Consider the following 18512-nt stretch of genomic DNA (forward strand, 5'->3'; position numbering starts at 1 on the left):
GGGTTCACCGAACAGACCGCGCGGGGATAGCAGAATTCAATGCTCGATGCGACCAAGACACAACGTGCGCGCGGATTGTTGACCGCGTCCGCCCGCAGCGACGTACCGCCGTTCATGGTGATGGACGTGATGGCGGCTGCCGACCGGATCGAAGCGGCCGGCGGTCACGTCATTCATATGGAAGTCGGACAGCCGTGGGCGCCAGCGCCGCGCGCCGCGCTTGCCGCCGCACATGCGGCGCTCGACAGCAGCCGGATCGACTACACCTCCGCGCTTGGGATTCCGTCGCTGCGCGCACGGATCGCGAAGCATTATCGCGAAACCTATCGCTGCGATGTCGATCCGGACCGCATCGTGGTCACCACTGGGTCGTCGGGCGCGTTCATCCTGTCGTTTCTGGCGCTGTTCGAGCCCGGCGATCGCGTGGCGGTGACGGTGCCGGGCTATCCGCCGTATCGCCACATTTTGAATGCGCTCGGCTGCGTGCCGGTGCCGATCGAGACGCACAGCGAGACGCGTCATGCGCTGACCGGCGAAGCGCTGCTCGCCGCGCACCGCAAGGCGCCGCTGAAGGGCGTGCTGGTCGGCAGTCCGGCCAATCCGACCGGCACGATGATGACGCGCGAAGCGCTCACCGAACTGATCGCGGTCGCCGAGAGCGAAGGCATCCGCTTCATCTCCGACGAAATCTATCACGGCCTCGACTACGCATTCCCCGCGGTGACGGCCGCGGAACTGTCGCCGAACTCGGTGGTGATCAATTCGTTCTCGAAGTACTTCTGCATGACCGGCTGGCGCGTCGGCTGGATGGTGCTGCCGGAAAGCCTGGTGCGGCCGGTCGAGCGTCTGCAGCAGAATCTGGCGATCTCGGTGCCGACGCTGTCGCAGATCGCCGCCGAGGCGGCGTTCGACGGTCGCGACGAGATGGAAGCGGTGAAGCGCGGCTATGAAGAGAACCGGGCGATTCTGATCGAAGGGCTGCCGAAGGCCGGCTTGACCGAGTTCCTGCCGGCCGACGGTGCATTCTACCTGTACGCCGACGTTTCCGCCTTCACGTCCGACAGCTACGATTTCACCAGGCGGATGCTGGAGGAGGCGAGGGTGGCGGCGACGCCGGGGATCGATTTCGATCCGGTGCGCGGCAAGAGTTTCGTGCGGTTTTCCTATGCCAGGTCCGCGGAGGACATGCGCGAAGCGGTACGCCGGATCACCGCCTGGCTCGGCCGATGATCTCGGCCGCATGACAGGATTGGCGATTTCAAAGGTTGATCTTTGCGGCATTTCGTCGCTATAGGCTCCCGCGACTAATTTCTCCCGGGAGAATTCCCTTGCCGCTCGGTTCGTCCGCGCCGCCGTGCACCGGCGGCCACGCAGTGCTTGCTGCTCGCATGTGGCCGCAGCACTCGGGCGGATTCTCTGTCTGGTTGCGGGCGATCGTTCTGGTCGCGTCTGGCGTGCTGTTGTTGGCGCTGTCGGCCAAGGTCAATTTGCCGCTGCCGCTGGTACCGATGACGCTGCAGACGCTGGTGGTGGTGCTGATCGGGGCCGCCTATGGCGCGCAGCTCGGTGCCGCGACACTACTCGCCTATCTCGTCTCGGGCGGCGTCGGTCTGCCGGTGTTCGCCGGCCCGGTCGGTGGACTGGCGCCGCTGCTCGGCCCGACCGCCGGATATCTGGGCGGCTTCGTGGTCGCCGCTGTCTTGGTCGGGTGGTTCGCCGAACGCGGCTGCGATCGCTCGGTGCCGAAGCTGTTCGCAGCGATGCTCGCCGGCCACCTCGCCATCCTGACACTCGGTTTCACCTGGCTCACCTTCGGTCTGCATCTCGGCGTGGCCAAGGCCTGGTGGATCGGTGTGGTTCTGTTCCTCGCCGGCTCGCTGGTCAAGTCCGCGCTTGGCGCGACCTTGTTACCCGCGATGCGCCGCATCCTCGACCGCCAACGCTGACGGTTCAAAGTCAATCGACTTGGCTGGCCGGTCTGCCTGCGGTCGGTCAGCAACGTCACATTCTTCGACAGGCATCAAGCGAGTGGAGTGATGGCCATGTCGGCGACGACCGATATCGATGCACTGGCGCTGCCGCAGAGCGGCAAGTCGAAGCCGTTCTACAAGGTGCTGTACGTCCAGGTACTGTTCGCCATCGTGCTCGGCGTGCTGCTCGGCTGGCTGTCGCCGCATATCGCCACCAACGAATGGGTGAAGGCGCTCGGCGACGGCTTCGTCAAGCTGATCAAGATGGTGATCGCTCCGATCATCTTCTGCACCGTGGTGTCGGGCATCGCCCACATTCAGGACGCCCGCAAGGTCGGCCGCGTCGGCGTCAAGGCGCTGCTGTATTTCGAAGTGGTGTCGTCTTTCGCGCTGCTGCTCGGCCTGATCGTCGGCAATTTGTTTCAGGTCGGCCACGGTCTCGCCGCCAAGCCGGACGCCGCCGCGGTGGAGAAATACGTCGATCAGGCCAGCCATCTGAAGGCGGTCGACTTCGTCCTGCACATCATCCCGGACAGCGTGGTCGGCGCCTTTGCCAAGGGCGATATCCTGCAGGTGCTGCTGTTCGCGGTGCTGTTCGGTTTCTCGCTGATGGCGCTCGGCGAGCGCGGCCACCGGCTGCGCGACGTGATCGACGACGCCGCGCACGCGGTGTTCGGCGTCATCGCCATCGTGATGAAAGCGGCGCCGATCGGCGCGTTCGGCGCGATGGCCTTCACCATCGGCAAATACGGCCCGGCGGCGCTCAGCAACCTGCTCGGGCTGGTGCTGCTGTTCTACGCCACCGCCGCACTGTTCGTGGTGCTGGTGCTCGGGCTGATCGCGCGGTTCGTCGGCTTCAACATCTTCAAGTTCATCGCCTACATCAAGGACGAGCTCTTGATCGTGCTCGGCACCTCGTCGTCGGAAAGCGCGCTGCCGCAACTCATGGAAAAGCTGGAGCGGCTCGGCTGTTCGAAGTCGGTGGTGGGCCTAGTGGTTCCGACCGGCTATTCGTTCAACCTCGACGGCACCAACATCTACATGACGCTGGCGACGCTGTTCATCGCCCAGGCGCTCGGCATCGAACTGACCTTCAGCCACCAGGTCGCGATCCTGTTGGTGGCGATGCTGACCTCGAAGGGCGCCAGCGGCGTCACCGGCGCCGGCTTCGTGACGCTCGCCGGCACGCTCGCCGCGGTCAATCCGGCGCTGCTGCCGGGGATGGCGATCGTGTTCTCGATCGACAAGTTCATGAGCGAAGTCCGCGCCCTCACCAACATCACCGGCAACGGTGTCGCCGCGGTGTTCGTGTCGTGGTGGGAAGGCGAACTCGACCACGATCGGCTGCACGCCAATCTCAACCGCACCATCGATCCATCCGACGTCGAGACGGCCGTCACCACCGGCTGACGACTTCGGAACCAACGATTGCAACGACAAAGTCGGTGCCCGCGCTTGTCGCGGGCATCGACGTTTTGAGGCGACTTGTTGTCTGAGGATGCGGCCCCGGAGTCGTAGACAATTCGCGGCTTCTTAAGACGATGGCCGGTTGGTCACTTACTTTGTCATGGCCGGGTTCGTCCCGGCCATCCACGTCTTCCTCGCAACTTCGGCTTCAAGGCGTGGATGCGTGGGACGAGCCCGGGCATTGCGAGTGGGGCGTCAGGGCTGATCAAACTGATGCAGCGCAGCCGAGCGCAGATCTCATCACCAATGCCTGACCAGTGCCTGAAATGAAAATGCCCGCGGCGTGCGCGGGCATTTTGCAGGCGATTGCATTGGCGGCCGATTAATTGCCGCCGCCGAATCGGCGGGACCACCAGCCGACCCGGCGCGGGGCGTTGGAGGAGGGCTCCTGCGCGGGCTGCGCGGCTGCCTGCGGTGCGGCCTCGGCGGTCGGAGCCGGGACTTCGGCCGCAGGCTCCGACGCCATTGGCTGCTCCGCCTCGGCGGTTGGCGCGGGTTGCGTTTCGGCAGGCGCTTCGATCGTCGTCTCTGCCGATGCGGCTGGTGCGCCGAAGCTCACCTTTTCGCGCACCGTCGAGCGGCGACGCGCGGCCTTCTTGGCGGCGCTGTCGTCTTCGGCCGGCGGCTCGCTGGCGCTTGCGGCCTCCGCTGCCGGGGCGGGCTGCGGTTCGGATTGCGCGACGTGCTGCGGCTGTTCCGGCTCGACTGCCGGATCGAAGCTGGGCTGCACCGACGGGCTTCCGCCGTCGAAGTCCGCGACCGCGTCCGAAGCTTCCGCTTCGTCCGTCGCGGTGAGTTCGTCGCCGATCGAGCCGACCACGCCGGCTTCGGCCTCGTTCTCGCCGCCTTCAGCGTTGCCGCGCCGGCGGCGTCCACCGCGACGACCACGGCGGCGCGGACGGCGTTCGCCGTTCTCGCCCTGATCGGCACGAGCTTCGCCCTCATTGTCGTCGTCGCCGGCCTCGTCACCCTCGTCAGCTTCGCCGACCTGCTCGACACCTTCGGTCGCGAACGGCTGCTCGCCGTCCTCGGCCGCTGCGCCGGCCTCGGCTGCTTCACGCGGCTCACCCGACCGCCGACGGCGACGGCGACGGCGACGCTTGCGGTTATCGCTCTCGGTTTCGCCAGCTTCGCCGCCCTGATCCTCGGCGAGTCCGACAGTTTCCTCGGTCTCGATCTCGGCTTCGAACTCGTACCCGTCCTCGTCGTCCGGCTCCTCGATCGGGGCCGGGGAGGCCGCGACCTGCGCTGCGAGCAGCGCTTTGGCAGTCTCGAGCGTGTGGACCTGCTCACCGCGGTCGATCACGAACGACTGCTGGCCGCTGACGGTCGGATCGGCGAGCACCGACAGCGACACCCGGAATCCGGTCTCGAGGTCGCGCAGGTGACCGCGCTTGTGGTTGAGCACATACAGCGCCACGTCGGTTCGGGTCCGCACGATCAGATTGTGGGTCGCGCCCTTCATCAGCATTTCTTCGAGGCCGCGCAGCAATTGCAGCGCCACCGAGGAGACCGAGCGGACGTGACCGGAGCCACCGCAATGCGGGCAGGGCTCGGTCGAGCTCTCCAGCACGCTGGCGCGGATGCGCTGGCGCGACATTTCGAGCAGACCGAAATGTGAGATGCGGCCGACCTGGATTCGGGCGCGATCCTGCCGCAGGCAGTCGCTGAGCTTGCGCTCGACCGCGCGGTTGTTGCGCTTCTCGTCCATGTCGATGAAGTCGATGACGATCAGGCCGGCGAGGTCGCGCAGCCGGAGCTGCCTCGCGACTTCTTCGGCGGCCTCCACGTTGGTCTTGAGCGCGGTGTCTTCGATGTGGTGCTCGCGGGTCGAGCGACCCGAGTTGACGTCGATCGAGACCAACGCTTCGGTCTGATTGATGACGATGTAACCGCCGGAGCGGAGCTGCACGGTCGGCGAGAACATCGCGTCGAGCTGGCTCTCCACGCCCATCCGCGAGAACAGCGGCTGGCCGTCGCGATACAGCTTCACCGCACGTACTTGCGACGGCATCAGCATGTGCATGAAGTCGCGGGCCTCGCGATAGCCGGCTTCGCCGGCCACCAGCACCTCGTCGATCTCCTTGTTGTAGAGGTCGCGAAGCGAGCGCTTGATCAGCGAGCCTTCCTCGTAGACCAGCTTCGGTGCCTGCGAATTCAGCGTGACGTCGCGCACCGTCTCCCACATCCGGATCAGGTATTCGAAGTCGCGCTTGATCTCCGGCTTCGTCCGCGAGGCGCCGGCGGTGCGAAGGATCACGCCCATGCCTTCCGGCACGTCGAGGTCCTGCACCACTTCCTTCAGCCGCGAGCGGTCCTGCGCCGAGGTGATCTTGCGGCTGATGCCGCCGCCGCGGGCGGTGTTCGGCATCAAGACAGCGTAACGGCCGGCGAGCGACAAGTAGGTGGTGAGCGCCGCGCCCTTGTTGCCGCGCTCTTCCTTGACCACCTGCACCAGCATCACCTGGCGGCGCTTGATGACTTCCTGGATCTTGTACTGTCGGCGCGGACGGAAGGCGCGTTCCGGCACTTCCTCGAGCACGTCGTCGCCGCCGACGGACTCGACCACGTCCTCCTCGGCGTCGTCTTCGTCATCCTCGTCGTCGTCCTCGGCTTCCGCCTCGCTGTCGGCGTCGGTCTCAGCCTCGTGATCGGCGTGATCGTCGTGCGCCTCGTGGTCCTCATCGCCGTCGTGCTGCTCGTCGATCGGGAACGGTGCGTCCTCGACGAAGCCGGCACTGACCTCGGCATGGTCATCGTCAGGCTGCCCGTCGGCGTGCGCCTCGACTTCGTCCTGCGACGCAGCCAGTTGCGGCGCATCGAACGAGGCGCGAGCCTCGGCGATCACCTCCGGCTCGGCAGCCGCGGCCTCGACCGTGGGGCTCACAGCCGGGGCGGACGGGGCGGCGTCGGGCTGGGCCGGTTCGTGCGCCGTGGCGCCATCCGCAGTATCTTGTTGCTGCTCGGCGGTCTCAGCCTCCGGCAGTTCGTGCATCAGCTGCTCGGCGGCGGGGGCATCAGCCTCGTCCGCTCCGGATGCGTGAGTCTCTGCCTCGTGCGCCGCGGTCTCGTAGGTGTTGGCCTCGTGAGCCTCGGCCTCATGGGCTTCGGGCTGCTCGGCGACCGGATACGGTTGCTCCGCCGAGGCGTCGGTTGCGGCCTCGACGATCTCGCTCTGCACCCGCTCGCCATTGTTCCGGCGGCGATGGCTGCGATGCCGCGACCGGCGGCGGCTGGAGCGCTGTTCGCTTTCTTCTTCAGCTTCGCGGTGGGCGCGTTCGTCGGCCTCGATCAGGGCCTGCCGGTCGGCGACCGGAATTTGATAATAGTCGGGATGGATTTCGCTGAAGGCGAGGAAGCCGTGGCGATTGCCGCCGTATTCGATGAAGGCGGCCTGCAGCGAGGGTTCGACCCGGGTGACTTTCGCGAGATAGATGTTACCGCGGAGTTGTTTGCGCTGAGCGGTTTCGAAATCAAACTCTTCGACGCGGTTGCCACGGACCACGACCACCCGGGTCTCTTCCGGGTGGGTGGCGTCGATCAGCATCTTGTTGGCCATTTTTCAACTCATGTCGGCGGAGCGCGCGCGAAACGGCTCGCGCAAGCAGCGCGGCCGGCAGACGCGACGGTCCACCTGATTCGGGGGTGAGGGGAAGGCCGAAGCGCGTCGCGGTGTGCCGTGCCGGTCGGAGACCCGAGGCGACGTGCGAGGCGAAGCGATAGCTTCGCGGCGGCGCGGCCTTTGCGTGGGTCGTTTTCGGCGTCGCAGTCTGGCGCATTAAGCGTCGGCCCGTCTGAACAGGTGGCGGCTCGATCAGCCGCCGTGTCGTTTCGCTGATGGGCCGGCTCCGCGCCGAGGCGCTAAGCCGGAGTAGGGCATCCGGCCGGTGAGCCGAATGTGGCCGGTCATGAAGTGTTGAACCGTCCCTGGTACGTAGAGAAGGCCCGGGGACGGACGCCGTTCGGGCTGGGCCGGCACTCCTTGACCTGCCGCGCACTGCGCTGGCTCGGAGGGGCCGGCAAAACGCAAAATCCACCGGATTGGGTTCGGGGACTTGGCGCTGCACCGAGTGGCTGAACGCGACACAACCGGTAGTATAGACCGTCAGCAGTAAATACATACGTGGATTGGGTGTCGGTTGCAAGGCGAGCGTCGCGGCCCGGCAACACCCCGCAGGTTTCATCCCGAGGTCATTTAAGCTCCAATTAACCGTGCGGTCCTATTGCGGTAGAACGACTTCCGGGAGGGTTGGGATTCGTTTGGCACGCCGCGCAAATCATTTTGTTTTGTTCAGTGCGCTTGTCGCGTGCGCTGCAGCATTATTTTGCCTGACGCCCGCTGCAGTCGTTGCCGCGACTGCCGAGCCGGCCGCCAGTGCCGCCGTGCCGGTCGCCGCGAGTTTCCCCACTGTATCCGATGCTCGCGTCGCCGGTGACGACAAACAGACCCGCCTGATCGTCGATTTCGACCAAAAAGTGCCGCTGCGTGCGTTCGCGCTGGCCGATCCTTATCGCGTGGTGATCGATCTGCCGCAGATCAATTTCCGCCTGCCGAAAGGGGCGGGTGAGGACGGTCGCGGCCTGATCAAGGCTTTCCGCTATGGGCTGGTGATGCCGGGCGGCTCTCGCATCGTGCTTGACCTCACCGGGCCGGTGAAGATCGCCAAGACCGAGATGCTCGACCCCGCCAACGGCCAGCCGGCCAGGCTGGTGATCGACCTCGAAACGATCGACCGCGACGCCTTTGTGCAAGCCTTGCGCACCGCCGACAGCGTCGCGGAACTGCGGCCGACCGTGGCGGGCGCCGAGGCCACCGCGGGGGTGCCGCGCGGCGCGCCGACGCCGAAAGTGGAGCGCGACGACCCGCGGCCGGTGGTGGTGCTCGATCCCGGCCACGGCGGCATCGACAACGGCACCCAATCGGCCGACGGCGTCGCGGAGAAGACCATCGTGCTGGATTTCGCCCTCGCATTGCGCGACCGGCTCGTCCGGCAGGGCAAATTCCGCGTGGTGCTGACCCGAGACGATGACACCTTCATTCCGCTCAACGATCGCGTGAAGATCGCGCGCGAGCAGTCAGCGGCGCTGTTCGTGTCGATCCACGCCGACGCGCTGCCGCGGCGCGAAGGCGACGCCCAGGGCGCGACCATCTACACGCTGTCGGATAAGGCTTCCGACGCCGAAGCGCAGCGGCTGGCGGATGCGGAAAACAAGGCCGACGCCATCGGCGGCGTCAACCTTACCGAGGAGCCGACCGACGTCGCCGACATTCTGATCGACCTTGCCCAGCGCGAGACCAAGACGTTCTCCAGCCGATTCGCTCAGCAACTGATGAAGGACATGAAGACCGCTACGCGGATGCACAAACGTCCGCTGAAGTCGGCCGGCTTCCGGGTGCTGAAGGCACCGGACGTGCCGTCGGTGCTGATCGAGCTCGGCTATGTCTCCAACAAGGCCGATCTGCAGCACCTTTTGTCCGAGCAATGGCGCAACAAGACTGTTGGGGCCGTGGCACAGGCAATTGATTCGTTTCTGAGCAGGCGGTTGGTTTCGGCCGGCCAGCCGGGTTAATTTCGGCATTTCCGGTACGGTGAGGGGGCGCGGCGGGCCCTAGTTTGGCCACAGCGGAAGTTCTATAAGACGTCTTGCGCGGTTCGTGAGGTCGATTGCAATTGGGCCTCGCCCGGTAGCGTGCACCGCACGGGTTGCGAACGACGGCATTCTCGGTCAAGGGACATCCGCCGCGAGGTGCGGCCCTGGATGAAACGGAACTCTCTGATGCGCTTGCTGCTGCGTTTCTTCGGCTTCCTGTTCGCGGCCGGCACGATCGTGTTCCTGGTCGGCGTCGCGGTCGCTGCTGGACTGATCTGGCATTTTTCCAAGGATCTGCCGGACTACTCGCAGCTTCAGGACTACGAGCCGCCGGTGATGACCAGGGTTCATGCATCCGACGGCTCGTTGCTTGCTGAATACGCCAAGGAGCGCCGGCTGTATCTGCCGATCCAGGCAGTGCCGAAGCTGGTGATCAACGCCTTCTTGGCCGCCGAAGACAAGAATTTTTACGAGCACGGCGGCATCGACTATCAGGGCATGGCGCGCGCGGCGCTGCTGTATGCGCAGAACATCGGCACCAACCGCCGGCCGCAGGGCGCCTCGACCATCACTCAGCAGGTCGCCAAGAACTTCCTTCTGACCAACGAGGTGTCGTTCACCCGTAAGATCAAGGAAGCGCTGCTCGCGATGCGGATCGAGCGCGCCTATTCCAAGGACAAGATCCTCGAACTGTATCTCAACGAGATCTATCTCGGTCTCGGCGCTTATGGCATCGCTGCCGCCTCGCTGGTGTATTTCGACAAGTCGGTCAACGAGCTCACCGTCTCGGAGGCGGCTTATCTGGCGGCGCTGCCGAAGGCGCCGTCGTCGCTGCACCCGGTGAAGAACCACGACCGCGCGGTCGAGCGCCGCAATTACGTGATCGATCGTCTGCTGGAGAACGGCTGGATCAGTCAGGCCGACGCCGACAAGGCGCGCAAGTCGCCGCTGGTCGTCACCAACCGCGGCAATCTCGCTCACACCTTTGCCGGCGAATATTTTGCCGAGGAAGTCCGCCGCGACATCTTCGAGCGCTACGGCGAAAAGAAGCTGTACGAGGGCGGATTGTCGGTCCGTACCACGCTCGATCCCAAGCTGCAGGTCGAGGCGCGGAAGACCATGGTGGCGGGGCTGGTCCGCTACGACGAGGCGCGCGGCTGGCGCGGCCCGGCCCACAAGCTGGACATCTCCGGCGATTGGGGCATCAAGCTCGCCGACGTCAAATCGCTCGCCGACATCTCCCCGTGGCGGATGGCGGTGGTGCTGGAGACCTCGGATCAGTCGGCGCGGATCGGCTTCCAGCCCGGTCGCGAGCTCGGCGGCGCGATCTCGAAGCAGCGCGAGACCGGTCTGGTCACGCTCGAAGGCGTGAAATGGGCCAAGCCAACCAGCGGTTCGTCCCGCGGCAAGACCCCGCGAACGGTCTCGGACGTGCTGTCGCCCGGCGACGTCGTCTATGTCGACCCGCTGCTCGACAAAGAGGGCAAGGTGATCGAGGGCCAGTACCGGCTGCGGCAGATTCCTGAAGTGTCGGGCGCGATGGTGGCGATGGACCCGTGGACCGGCCGCGTGCTGGCGATGGTCGGCGGCTTCTCGTTCGACCAGAGCCAGTTCAACCGCGCCACCCAGGCCTATCGGCAGCCGGGCTCGTCGTTCAAGCCGCTGGTGTATTCGGCCGCGATGGACAACGGCTACACGCCGTCGACGGTGGTGATCGACGCCCCGATCGAAATCGACCAGGGGCAGGGCGTTGGGGTGTGGCGGCCGGAGAACTATTCGACCGGCAAGTATTACGGTCCGACCACGCTGCGCAACGCGCTGCAGCGCTCGCTCAACACCGTGACGGTGCGGCTCGCGCAGGACATCGGCATGCCGCTGATCGGCGAATACGCCAAGCGGTTCGGCGTCTACGACGAGTTGCCGAACTATCTATCCTATGCGCTTGGCGCCGGCGAAACCACGGTGATGCGGATGGTCACCGCCTATTCGATGTTCGCCAATGGCGGACGGCGGGTGAAGGCGACGCTGATCGACCGGATTCAGGACCGTTACGGCCACACCATCTTCAAGCACGACCAGCGCGAGTGCCGCGGCTGCGAGGCTCCGGAAGGCTGGCACAATCAGCCCGAACCGCAGCTCGTCGACCGCCGCGAGCAGGTGCTCGATCCGATGACCGCCTATCAGATCACCTCGATGATGGAAGGCGTGGTCCAGGCCGGCACCGCCACCGTGGTGCGTGAGGTCGGCAAGCCGATCGCCGGCAAGACCGGCACCACCAACGACGAGAAGGACGCCTGGTTCATCGGCTTCTCGCCGGATCTCGTGGTCGGTGTGTATTTCGGCTACGACAAGCCGCGCAACCTCGGCCGCGGCGCTACCGGCGGCCATCTCGCCGCCCCGGTCGCCAAGGACTTCTTCAAGCTCGCGCTCGCCGACAAGCCGGCCGTTCCGTTCCGCGTGCCGGCCGGCATCAAGCTGATCCGCGTCGACGCCAAGAGCGGCATGCGGGCCGGGCCGGGCGATACCCGCACCATTCTCGAAGCGTTCAAGCCGGGCACCGCGCCGCCGGACAATTATTCGGTGATCGGCGTCGCCGATGCCGACGGTCGCCAGCCGCAGCAGGCGGCGCCGCCGCCGGATGATCGCGGCTTCTTCCGGCCCGGCACCGGCGGACTTTATTGATCCAGTTTGGATCGATCCGGCCTTGAGCCCAACGGGCGATTGCGCTTTGCCGCGTCGCCCGTTAAATCGCGTCTCAGCATTCGCGGCACCGCCGCTTCCGAAGAGATCCCATGCGCGCAGAAATCGAACGCCTCGTCGAAGAGATCAAGCAGTCAGTCGGGCTGCTGAGGAGGCATCTTTGACGTCGATCAGTCGACCGTCCGCCTCGCGGAGCTGAATAAGCTCGCCGAGGATCCCGACCTCTGGAACGATCCGCAAAAGGCTCAGAAGCTGATGCAGGAGCGGACCTCGCTGGAGGATTCGCTCACCGGCATCGGCAAGGTCGAGCGCGAGCTCACCGACAATGTCGAGATGATCGAACTCGGTGAAACCGAGGGCGACGAAGGCATCGTCAAGGAAGCCGAGAACGCGCTGAAGGCGCTGAAGAAGGAAGTCGCGCGCCGCGAGCTGGAAGCGCTGCTGTCCGGCGAGGCCGATCGCTTCGACACCTATCTCGAAGTCCATGCCGGTGCCGGCGGTACCGAGAGCCAGGATTGGGCCTCGATGCTGCTGCGGATGTACGTCCGCTGGGCGGAGAAGCACGGCTTCAAGATCGAGTATCTCGAAGAGTCCGAGGGCGAAGAGGCCGGGATCAAATCGGCGACGATCCAGATCTCCGGCCATAACGCCTATGGCTGGCTGAAGACCGAGGCCGGGGTGCATCGTCTGGTGCGGATCTCGCCGTTCGATTCCAACGCCCGCCGACATACCTCGTTCTCGAGTGTGCAGATCTTCCCGGTGATCGACAACTCGATCAAGATCGACATCGCCGAATCCGACGTGCGTGTCGACACGATGCGGTCCGGCGGCGCGGGCGGTCAGCACGTCAACAAGACCGAATCCGCGGTGCGCCTCACGCATATTCCGACCGGCGTCGCGGTGGTCTGTCAGGCCGGCCGGTCGCAGCACAAGAACCGGGCGCAGGCTTGGGACATGCTGCGTGCGCGGCTGTACGAGATCGAGCTGAAGAAGCGCGAAGAGCAGGCCGCCGCCGACCAGGCCGCCAAGACCGAAATCGGCTGGGGCCACCAGATCCGCTCCTACGTGCTGCAGCCGTATCAGATGGTGAAGGACCTGCGCACCGGCGTGCAGACCTCCGACACCGCCGGGGTGCTCGACGGCGATCTCGACGAGTTCATGGCCGCGACGCTGGCGCAACGCGCCTTCGGCGGCGGACCGGGCGCGATCGAGGACGTGGACTAAGCCGCGATGGCGCATCGGCCCCGAACCCGTGTCGCCTTCATCGGCCTCGGCAAGATGGGGCACGGCATGGCCGGGCGGCTGCTCGATGCGGGCTTCGACGTTGCCGTGTGGAATCGCAGCAAGGCCAAGGCGGACGATCTGATCGGCCGCGGCGCTCGGTGGACCGATAGTCCCGCCGAAGCTGCGCGCGAGACCCGTGCCATCCTGACGATGGTCGCCGACGATGCCGCCTCGCAGGCGGTGTGGCTCGGTCCCGAGGGCGCGGCATCGACCGCCCCAGCGGATGCGCTGGCGATCGAATGTTCGACGGTGTCGCATCAGCACGCCCTCGACATGGCCGCCGCGCTACGCGCGCGAGATCTCGTCTACATTGATTGTCCGGTCACCGGGCTGCCCGATGCTGCTGCGCGCGGCGAGCTGACGCTGCTGATCGGCGCCGAGCCGAACGACCTCGATCAGGCGCGGCCGTTCTTGGCACCGCTGAGCCAGACGATCCGCTATTTCGGCCCGGTGGGCGCCGGCACCGTCTACAAGCTGATCAACAATCTGATGGGCGCGATCCAGATCGCCGGCATCGCCGAAGGCATTGCGATCGCCGAGCAGGCCGGTCTCGACATGGCGCTGGTACGCGAAGCGATCCTCAGCAGCGTCGTTGCAAGTCCGCAGGTCGTCCGCCACGCTCCCCGGATGATCGCGCGTGACTTCACTAACGCGACCTTTACGGCTGCGCTCCGGCACAAGGATGCGGTGTATGCGCTGAAGCTCGGCGAAGCGCTCCTGCCGCATCTCCCGCTCAGCCGCGCCGCGGTCGAGATCTACGCCAAAGCTGCAGCCGCTATGCCGGCCGAGGATGAGGGGCGGCTGATCGAGTTGTTGTCGGATCAGCCTCGAGTTTGAGAATCGTGATTCTCTAAAACGCGTCGTTCGCACAGCGCGGCTCGACCGATTTGCGGTTGCGCGGGTTGGTTGTGTCGACGCTGGCCGATGTCAGGCTGCTGAACCTGGCGGAGGAGCGGCCCGCGTTCCTCGTATGCGTTGATCGACCTTCCGATATAGTCAGCGTCTTCTATCTCTGGGACATTGGCGCATTCGCTGCGGGCGCGGACGCGCGTCTGGCGGACGTTTGGCATCGGAGAACACAATGGACATCGGCATCATCGGACTTGGTGCAATGGGGCGCGGCATGGCGCGGAATCTCGCAGCCGCCGGCCATCGGGTGAAAGCGTGGAATCGCTCGGGCGGCACGATCGAGGGCGTGACCATGGTCGATACCCCGGTCGACGCGCTGCAGGGCGACGTCGCGCTGACAATGTTGTCGGACGATGCTGTGATCCGTTCGGTGCTGCTCGACAGCGGCGCTCTGAGCAAGGCGAACAAGAGCCTCGTTCATGTCGTGACATCGACCATCTCCGTGGCGTTCGCGCGGGAACTGGTGGATGTCCACGCCAAGGCTGGCGTTCGCTATGTGTCCGCGCCGGTGCTCGGCCGGCCGGACGTCGCGGCTGCCGGCCAGCTGAACATCCTGGCCGGCGGGCCGGCCGACGCGGTGGAAGCGGTGCGGCCGGTGCTCGAAGTGATCGGCGGCAAGATCTGGGACATGGGGACCGAGGCGCCGACCGCGAACGCCGCCAAGGTCGCCTGCAACATGATGATCACCATGGCGATCGAGGCGATGGCTGAAGGTGTGGTGCTCACCGAGGCCAACGGGCTGCCGCGCGAGCGCTTCTTCGAACTTATCCTCGGCACGTTGTTCGGCAGCCGATCCTATCAGGTGTATTCGGCGATCATCGCAGAGGGCAAGTACCAGCCTGGTTTCAAGGCGGTGCTCGGCCTCAAGGATCTCCGCCTCGCCACGGAGGCTGCCGAACAGGCCGGCCGAGAGCTGCCGATGCTCAGCGCCGTTCACCGCCAGATGGCTGAAACCGTCGCTTCGGGGCAGGGCGAACGCGACTGGGCGGCGATGGCGGAGTACACCATCCGCGGCGGAAAATAGCGGGCCGCGGCGCGTTCCGATGCGTCTTCGCCTATCCGGAGGCCGCCAAGCCTGACGCAGGCCGGACTGATCCTGTTGCGGCTGGCCGAAGCCTACTGCCGCTTCGGTGAGACGAACGAGGATGATCGTCACGTAATCATGCGCTGGCTGTTCTGGGACAATCCCAAGCTGTCCGGCTACATGGCGGTGTCCAGCTATCTGCGCGCATTCACCCCAGCGCCCGATGAGCATGTGCTCGGTTTCCTGCGCAAGCGCATCGACGATTGCCTTAGTGTCGCCGAACGACATTTTGAGACGAACGCTTTCGCCATCGGGGCCTCACCATCGGTCGCCGATATCGCTGACAAGTTGCGGCTGTCGCCGGCGCGGACCAGTTGCTGCGGCTGACGATGTCTCCACAAGCGTCTGAAGATGCGAGTCGCGCGACAGCCGCTTCGGAATTCGGGTGGCTGCGCACCGCCACATGACTGATGACTGACGCCGCGAGGTGCGCTCATGTCATCAGCCGTTCATCCGATTCATCCGCGAGACTGGGCTCTCTTGATCGCGCTGTCGATCCTGTGGGGTGCATCGTTCTTTTGCGTGGGCGTGGCTCTGAAAGAATTGCCGCCTTTCACGATCGTTTTTCTTCGTGCCGCGATCGCCGCGCTTGTCTTGCTCGCAATCATTTGGCTCCGCGGGATTCCGATGCCGCGCGGCGTCGCCGGGTGGCTGCCCTTCGTCGGAATGGCCTGTCTCAACTACGTCGTTCCGTTCTCCTGCCTGGCGACAGGCCAGACGTTCATCTCGACCGGCCTCGCGTCGGTGCTCAATGCGACGACCCCTTTGTTCACCGTCGTCGTGATGGCGATCGCCGGAGAGGAGCGGCTGACGGCCCAGCGCATAGTTGGAGTCGCAGTCGGCGTGACGGGAGTTGCCATCCTGCGTGGGGTTGACCTGCGGGAGGTCGAAACGGGGATCGGCGTGGTGCTGTGTCTGTGCGCGGCGCTGTCGTACGGCCTGTCGGCGCTGCTGGCGCGAAGGCGATTGACCGGCTTCGCACCCCTGACGACGGCGACGTCACAGATGGTCGTGGCAACGCTCATCACCGGTGTCGTCGCGGCGTTGCTCGATCAGCCGTGGAGACTACCCGTTCCAAGCGCGCCGGTCATTCTGGCCGTGGCGGCACTCGGTACGCTCTCGACCGCGCTCGGCTACGTCCTGTTCTTCCGCATCATTGCGCGGTCGGGGGCGACCAACGTCATGCTGGTGACGTTGTTGATCCCGGTCACGGCCATCCTGCTCGGCACTGTGGTGCTGCACGAACACATCGGCGTTCGTGAATTGATTGGCGGCAGCGTGATCGCCAGCGCTCTCCTGATCATCGACGGCCGGGCTATCGCTTGGCTCCAGGCACACAGGTGGCGGAGCGAGTGGCTCTAGGCCGCCCCCGCCAGCTTGACCCCCGCCCGCAGAAACTTCTGCGGGTCGACTGCTTCGCCGTCGATGCGGGTTTCGTAGTGCAGGTGTGGGCCGGTGGAGCGTCCGGTCGAGCCGATCTCGCCGACCACTTGGCCGATGCTGACATGCTGGCCGACCTTGGCGATGATTTTCGACAGATGGCCGTAGCGGGTCGATAGGCCGTTGCCGTGGTCGATCTCGACCATTTGACCGTAACCGCCCGCCCAGCCCGCGCTGACGACCTTTCCGGCGGCAGTGGCACGGACCGGATCGCCGGTCGAGCCGCGGAAGTCGAGGCCGGTGTGCATGGCCGGTCGGCCGAGGAACGGGTCGGTGCGCACGCCGAAACCCGACGACAGCTCGACTTCGCCGACCACCGGCTTGCGATAGGGGACCAGTGTCAGCACGCGAGTGAGGCGGTCGACCTGGGCGCGGCTCACGCTGATGCGATACAGCTGGCGGTCGAAGCTCGACGCGTTGGCGGACGGCGCGCGCACCGGCACGAACGGGCCGCCGACGCCGCCGCGCGGCGCCGCGGCTTCAAGCGAGCGGGTGTTGAGGCCGAGGCTGCTGAGCGCGTCGCGCATCCGGCGGGCGCGGGATTCGTAGCTGTCTTCGACGGCGCCGAGCGCGGCGATCTGTTGCTTCTCGACCTGGTCGAGCGAGTTCTGCAGCCGCGTCAGCACGCTTTCGACGCCTTGGGCCTTGGCGTATTGCGTCGGCGGGCGTTCCAGCGCCGCCGGCATGGTGCGCGACTGCAGCCGCGCTTCGCGGTCTGGAGGGGCGACGAAGATCACCGTGTCGTTGATCGGTGACGGCTTCGGCCGGCCGGTCGTCGTTTCACTGTCGAACGATGGCGTGCGGGTCGGCTTGATGCTGCCGGTGACCGCGACGTCAGGCAGGGCGCCGAGCGCGCCGGCGCGGGACTCGAGCAGCGACTGCCGCCGCATGATCTGGTCGAGCTTCTTGTCGAACTGTTCTTGGTCGAGCAATTGCCGGCTGGTGGTGCGATCGACCTTGGCGCGCAGCTCGGCGATACGATCCTCGTAGGCGTATTGCATCTCGGCCTGGCGCGCGATCAGCCGGGTCAGGACGTCGTCGCGGAAGGTGAAATAGGTGGCGGTAATTCCGGTCCAGCCACCGAGCAGCACGATGCTGCCGATCACGATCCAGAATAGCACCGGCCCGATCCGGACCTGCCGGCCGGCATGTGCGATCGTGTAGCTGCGCGCATCCGGCGCCGGTCGTTGGACCGGCCGCGGCGGCCGAGCCGGGCGCGGAGTTGCCGGCCGGGCTTGATCGTGGGGGTGGTAGTGCTGCGCTGCGGATGGATGGCCGGAACGATAAGACATCGGAACTCCCGCGCCGATCGGAAACTCGTTACTGTTCCGCTCGAGGCGCGAGCCGATTTGACCCCTGCATGGTTAATTTTCAGAAAATGCGAACTAACTCGATCGGACTGCGGCGAGTACTTGGTCGGCGTGGCCATCGACCTTGACGTTGCGCCAGACGCGCGCGACACGGCCGTCCTGATCGATCACAACCGTGGTGCGAATGATTCCTTGGAACTTGCGGCCGTATAACGACTTTTCGCCCCAGGCGCCGTAGGCTTCGAGCATCGCATGGGTGGGATCCGAGAGCAGCGGCGTGGCGAGCTGATGCTTGTCGCGGAACGAGTCCTGGGCCTTCACCGAGTCGGCGGAGACGCCGAGTACCGCGGTTCCGCAGGCCTCGAAGTCGGGCGCCAGGCGAGTGAAGTCGATCGCCTCGCGGGTGCATCCCGGCGTGTTGGCCCGCGGATAGAAGAACAGCACCAGCTTGCGGCCGGCAAAGTCGCCGAGCGAGACCGAGCCGCCGCCATCGCGGGGCAGCGTGAAGTCCGGGGCCTTGCCGCCTTCGATCAAAGTGGCCGATTTGGCGGAGCCGGCGGTCTTCGCTGCCGCCTTAGCCGCGGGCTTCGAGGTTTTCTTTGCGGCGAAGGCTCCGGCTTTCTGCTTCGCTGGGGGACGAACTTTCTTAGGTGATTTCTCCGGCGTTTGCTTGGACATGCGCCTTCCTTTCGTCGTTTTCGAAAGGTCAACATCGATCATCGCCAGACGCGATGCGACTATGCCGCTGCTGGGCAA

The 18512-nt window shown here is 65.6% G+C and carries 13 protein-coding genes; 10 read left to right on the forward strand and 3 right to left on the reverse strand.

Going from position 1 to position 18512, the window contains the following annotated elements; all coding sequences use genetic code 11:
- Positions 1-39: 39 nt before the first annotated feature.
- The 3 genes from DNX69_RS12145 (at position 40) to DNX69_RS12155 (ending at position 3380) form a co-directional block, all read left to right on the forward strand.
- Positions 40-1230, forward strand: coding sequence for a pyridoxal phosphate-dependent aminotransferase (locus DNX69_RS12145; protein ID WP_013502762.1), 1191 nt, complete (start codon positions 40-42; stop codon positions 1228-1230).
- A gap of 158 nt (positions 1231-1388) precedes the next feature.
- Complete coding sequence (locus tag DNX69_RS12150; RefSeq protein ID WP_165825248.1) at positions 1389-1946, forward strand: biotin transporter BioY; 558 nt, start codon at positions 1389-1391, stop codon at positions 1944-1946.
- Between the two features lie 96 nt (positions 1947-2042).
- Entirely contained in the window at positions 2043-3380 is a 1338-nt protein-coding gene (locus DNX69_RS12155; RefSeq protein WP_110786299.1) for a dicarboxylate/amino acid:cation symporter, read from the forward strand.
- A 379-nt stretch (positions 3381-3759) separates the two neighbouring features.
- On the opposite strand, the gene DNX69_RS12160 is transcribed toward DNX69_RS12155, so the two are convergent.
- Positions 3760-6996 (reverse strand): Rne/Rng family ribonuclease, encoded by a 3237-nt coding sequence (locus DNX69_RS12160; protein ID WP_110786242.1) that lies wholly within the window; start codon positions 6994-6996, stop codon positions 3760-3762.
- A 701-nt stretch (positions 6997-7697) separates the two neighbouring features.
- Between DNX69_RS12160 and DNX69_RS12165 the strand changes: the two genes are divergently transcribed.
- The 7 genes from DNX69_RS12165 to DNX69_RS12195 all read left to right on the forward strand — a co-directional run bounded on the left by DNX69_RS12165 (position 7698) and on the right by DNX69_RS12195 (position 16368).
- Positions 7698-9008, forward strand: coding sequence for an N-acetylmuramoyl-L-alanine amidase (locus DNX69_RS12165; protein WP_110786243.1), 1311 nt, complete (start codon positions 7698-7700; stop codon positions 9006-9008).
- Between the two features lie 207 nt (positions 9009-9215).
- Positions 9216-11711, forward strand: coding sequence for a penicillin-binding protein 1A (locus tag DNX69_RS12170; RefSeq protein WP_110786244.1), 2496 nt, complete (start codon positions 9216-9218; stop codon positions 11709-11711).
- A gap of 110 nt (positions 11712-11821) precedes the next feature.
- Positions 11822-12953 (forward strand): peptide chain release factor 2 gene (gene prfB / locus DNX69_RS12175; protein WP_110786245.1). Its coding sequence is split into 2 segments (ribosomal slippage): positions 11822-11890 and positions 11892-12953, totalling 1131 coding nucleotides; the frame shifts between segments, so codons are not numbered across the junction.
- 6 nt (positions 12954-12959) lie between these two features.
- The gene (locus DNX69_RS12180) at positions 12960-13850 is read left to right on the forward strand and encodes an NAD(P)-dependent oxidoreductase (protein WP_110786246.1); all 891 of its coding nucleotides are present in this window, start codon (positions 12960-12962) and stop codon (positions 13848-13850) included.
- Between the two features lie 244 nt (positions 13851-14094).
- Positions 14095-14946, forward strand: a complete 852-nt coding sequence (locus DNX69_RS12185; protein WP_110786247.1) for an NAD(P)-dependent oxidoreductase — start codon at positions 14095-14097, stop codon at positions 14944-14946.
- Between the two features lie 75 nt (positions 14947-15021).
- Positions 15022-15333, forward strand: a complete 312-nt coding sequence (locus DNX69_RS12190) for a glutathione S-transferase domain-containing protein (protein WP_110786248.1) — start codon at positions 15022-15024, stop codon at positions 15331-15333.
- 108 nt (positions 15334-15441) lie between these two features.
- Positions 15442-16368, forward strand: a complete 927-nt coding sequence (locus DNX69_RS12195) for a DMT family transporter (protein WP_110786249.1) — start codon at positions 15442-15444, stop codon at positions 16366-16368.
- Here DNX69_RS12195 and DNX69_RS12200 read toward each other — a convergent pair.
- Together DNX69_RS12200 and DNX69_RS12205 are read right to left on the reverse strand one after the other, a co-directional pair.
- The gene (locus tag DNX69_RS12200) at positions 16365-17738 is read right to left on the reverse strand and encodes a M23 family metallopeptidase (protein ID WP_110786250.1); all 1374 of its coding nucleotides are present in this window, start codon (positions 17736-17738) and stop codon (positions 16365-16367) included. The genes DNX69_RS12195 and DNX69_RS12200 overlap by 4 nt on opposite strands.
- Before the next feature lie 93 nt (positions 17739-17831).
- Positions 17832-18434 carry a peroxiredoxin gene (locus tag DNX69_RS12205; protein WP_110786251.1) on the reverse strand — a complete coding sequence of 201 codons (603 nt, stop codon included), beginning with the start codon at positions 18432-18434 and terminating at the stop codon, positions 17832-17834.
- Positions 18435-18512: the final 78 nt, after the last annotated feature.

The organism is Rhodopseudomonas palustris, assembly GCF_003226555.1.
GTDB lineage: Bacteria > Pseudomonadota > Alphaproteobacteria > Rhizobiales > Xanthobacteraceae > Rhodopseudomonas > Rhodopseudomonas palustris_I.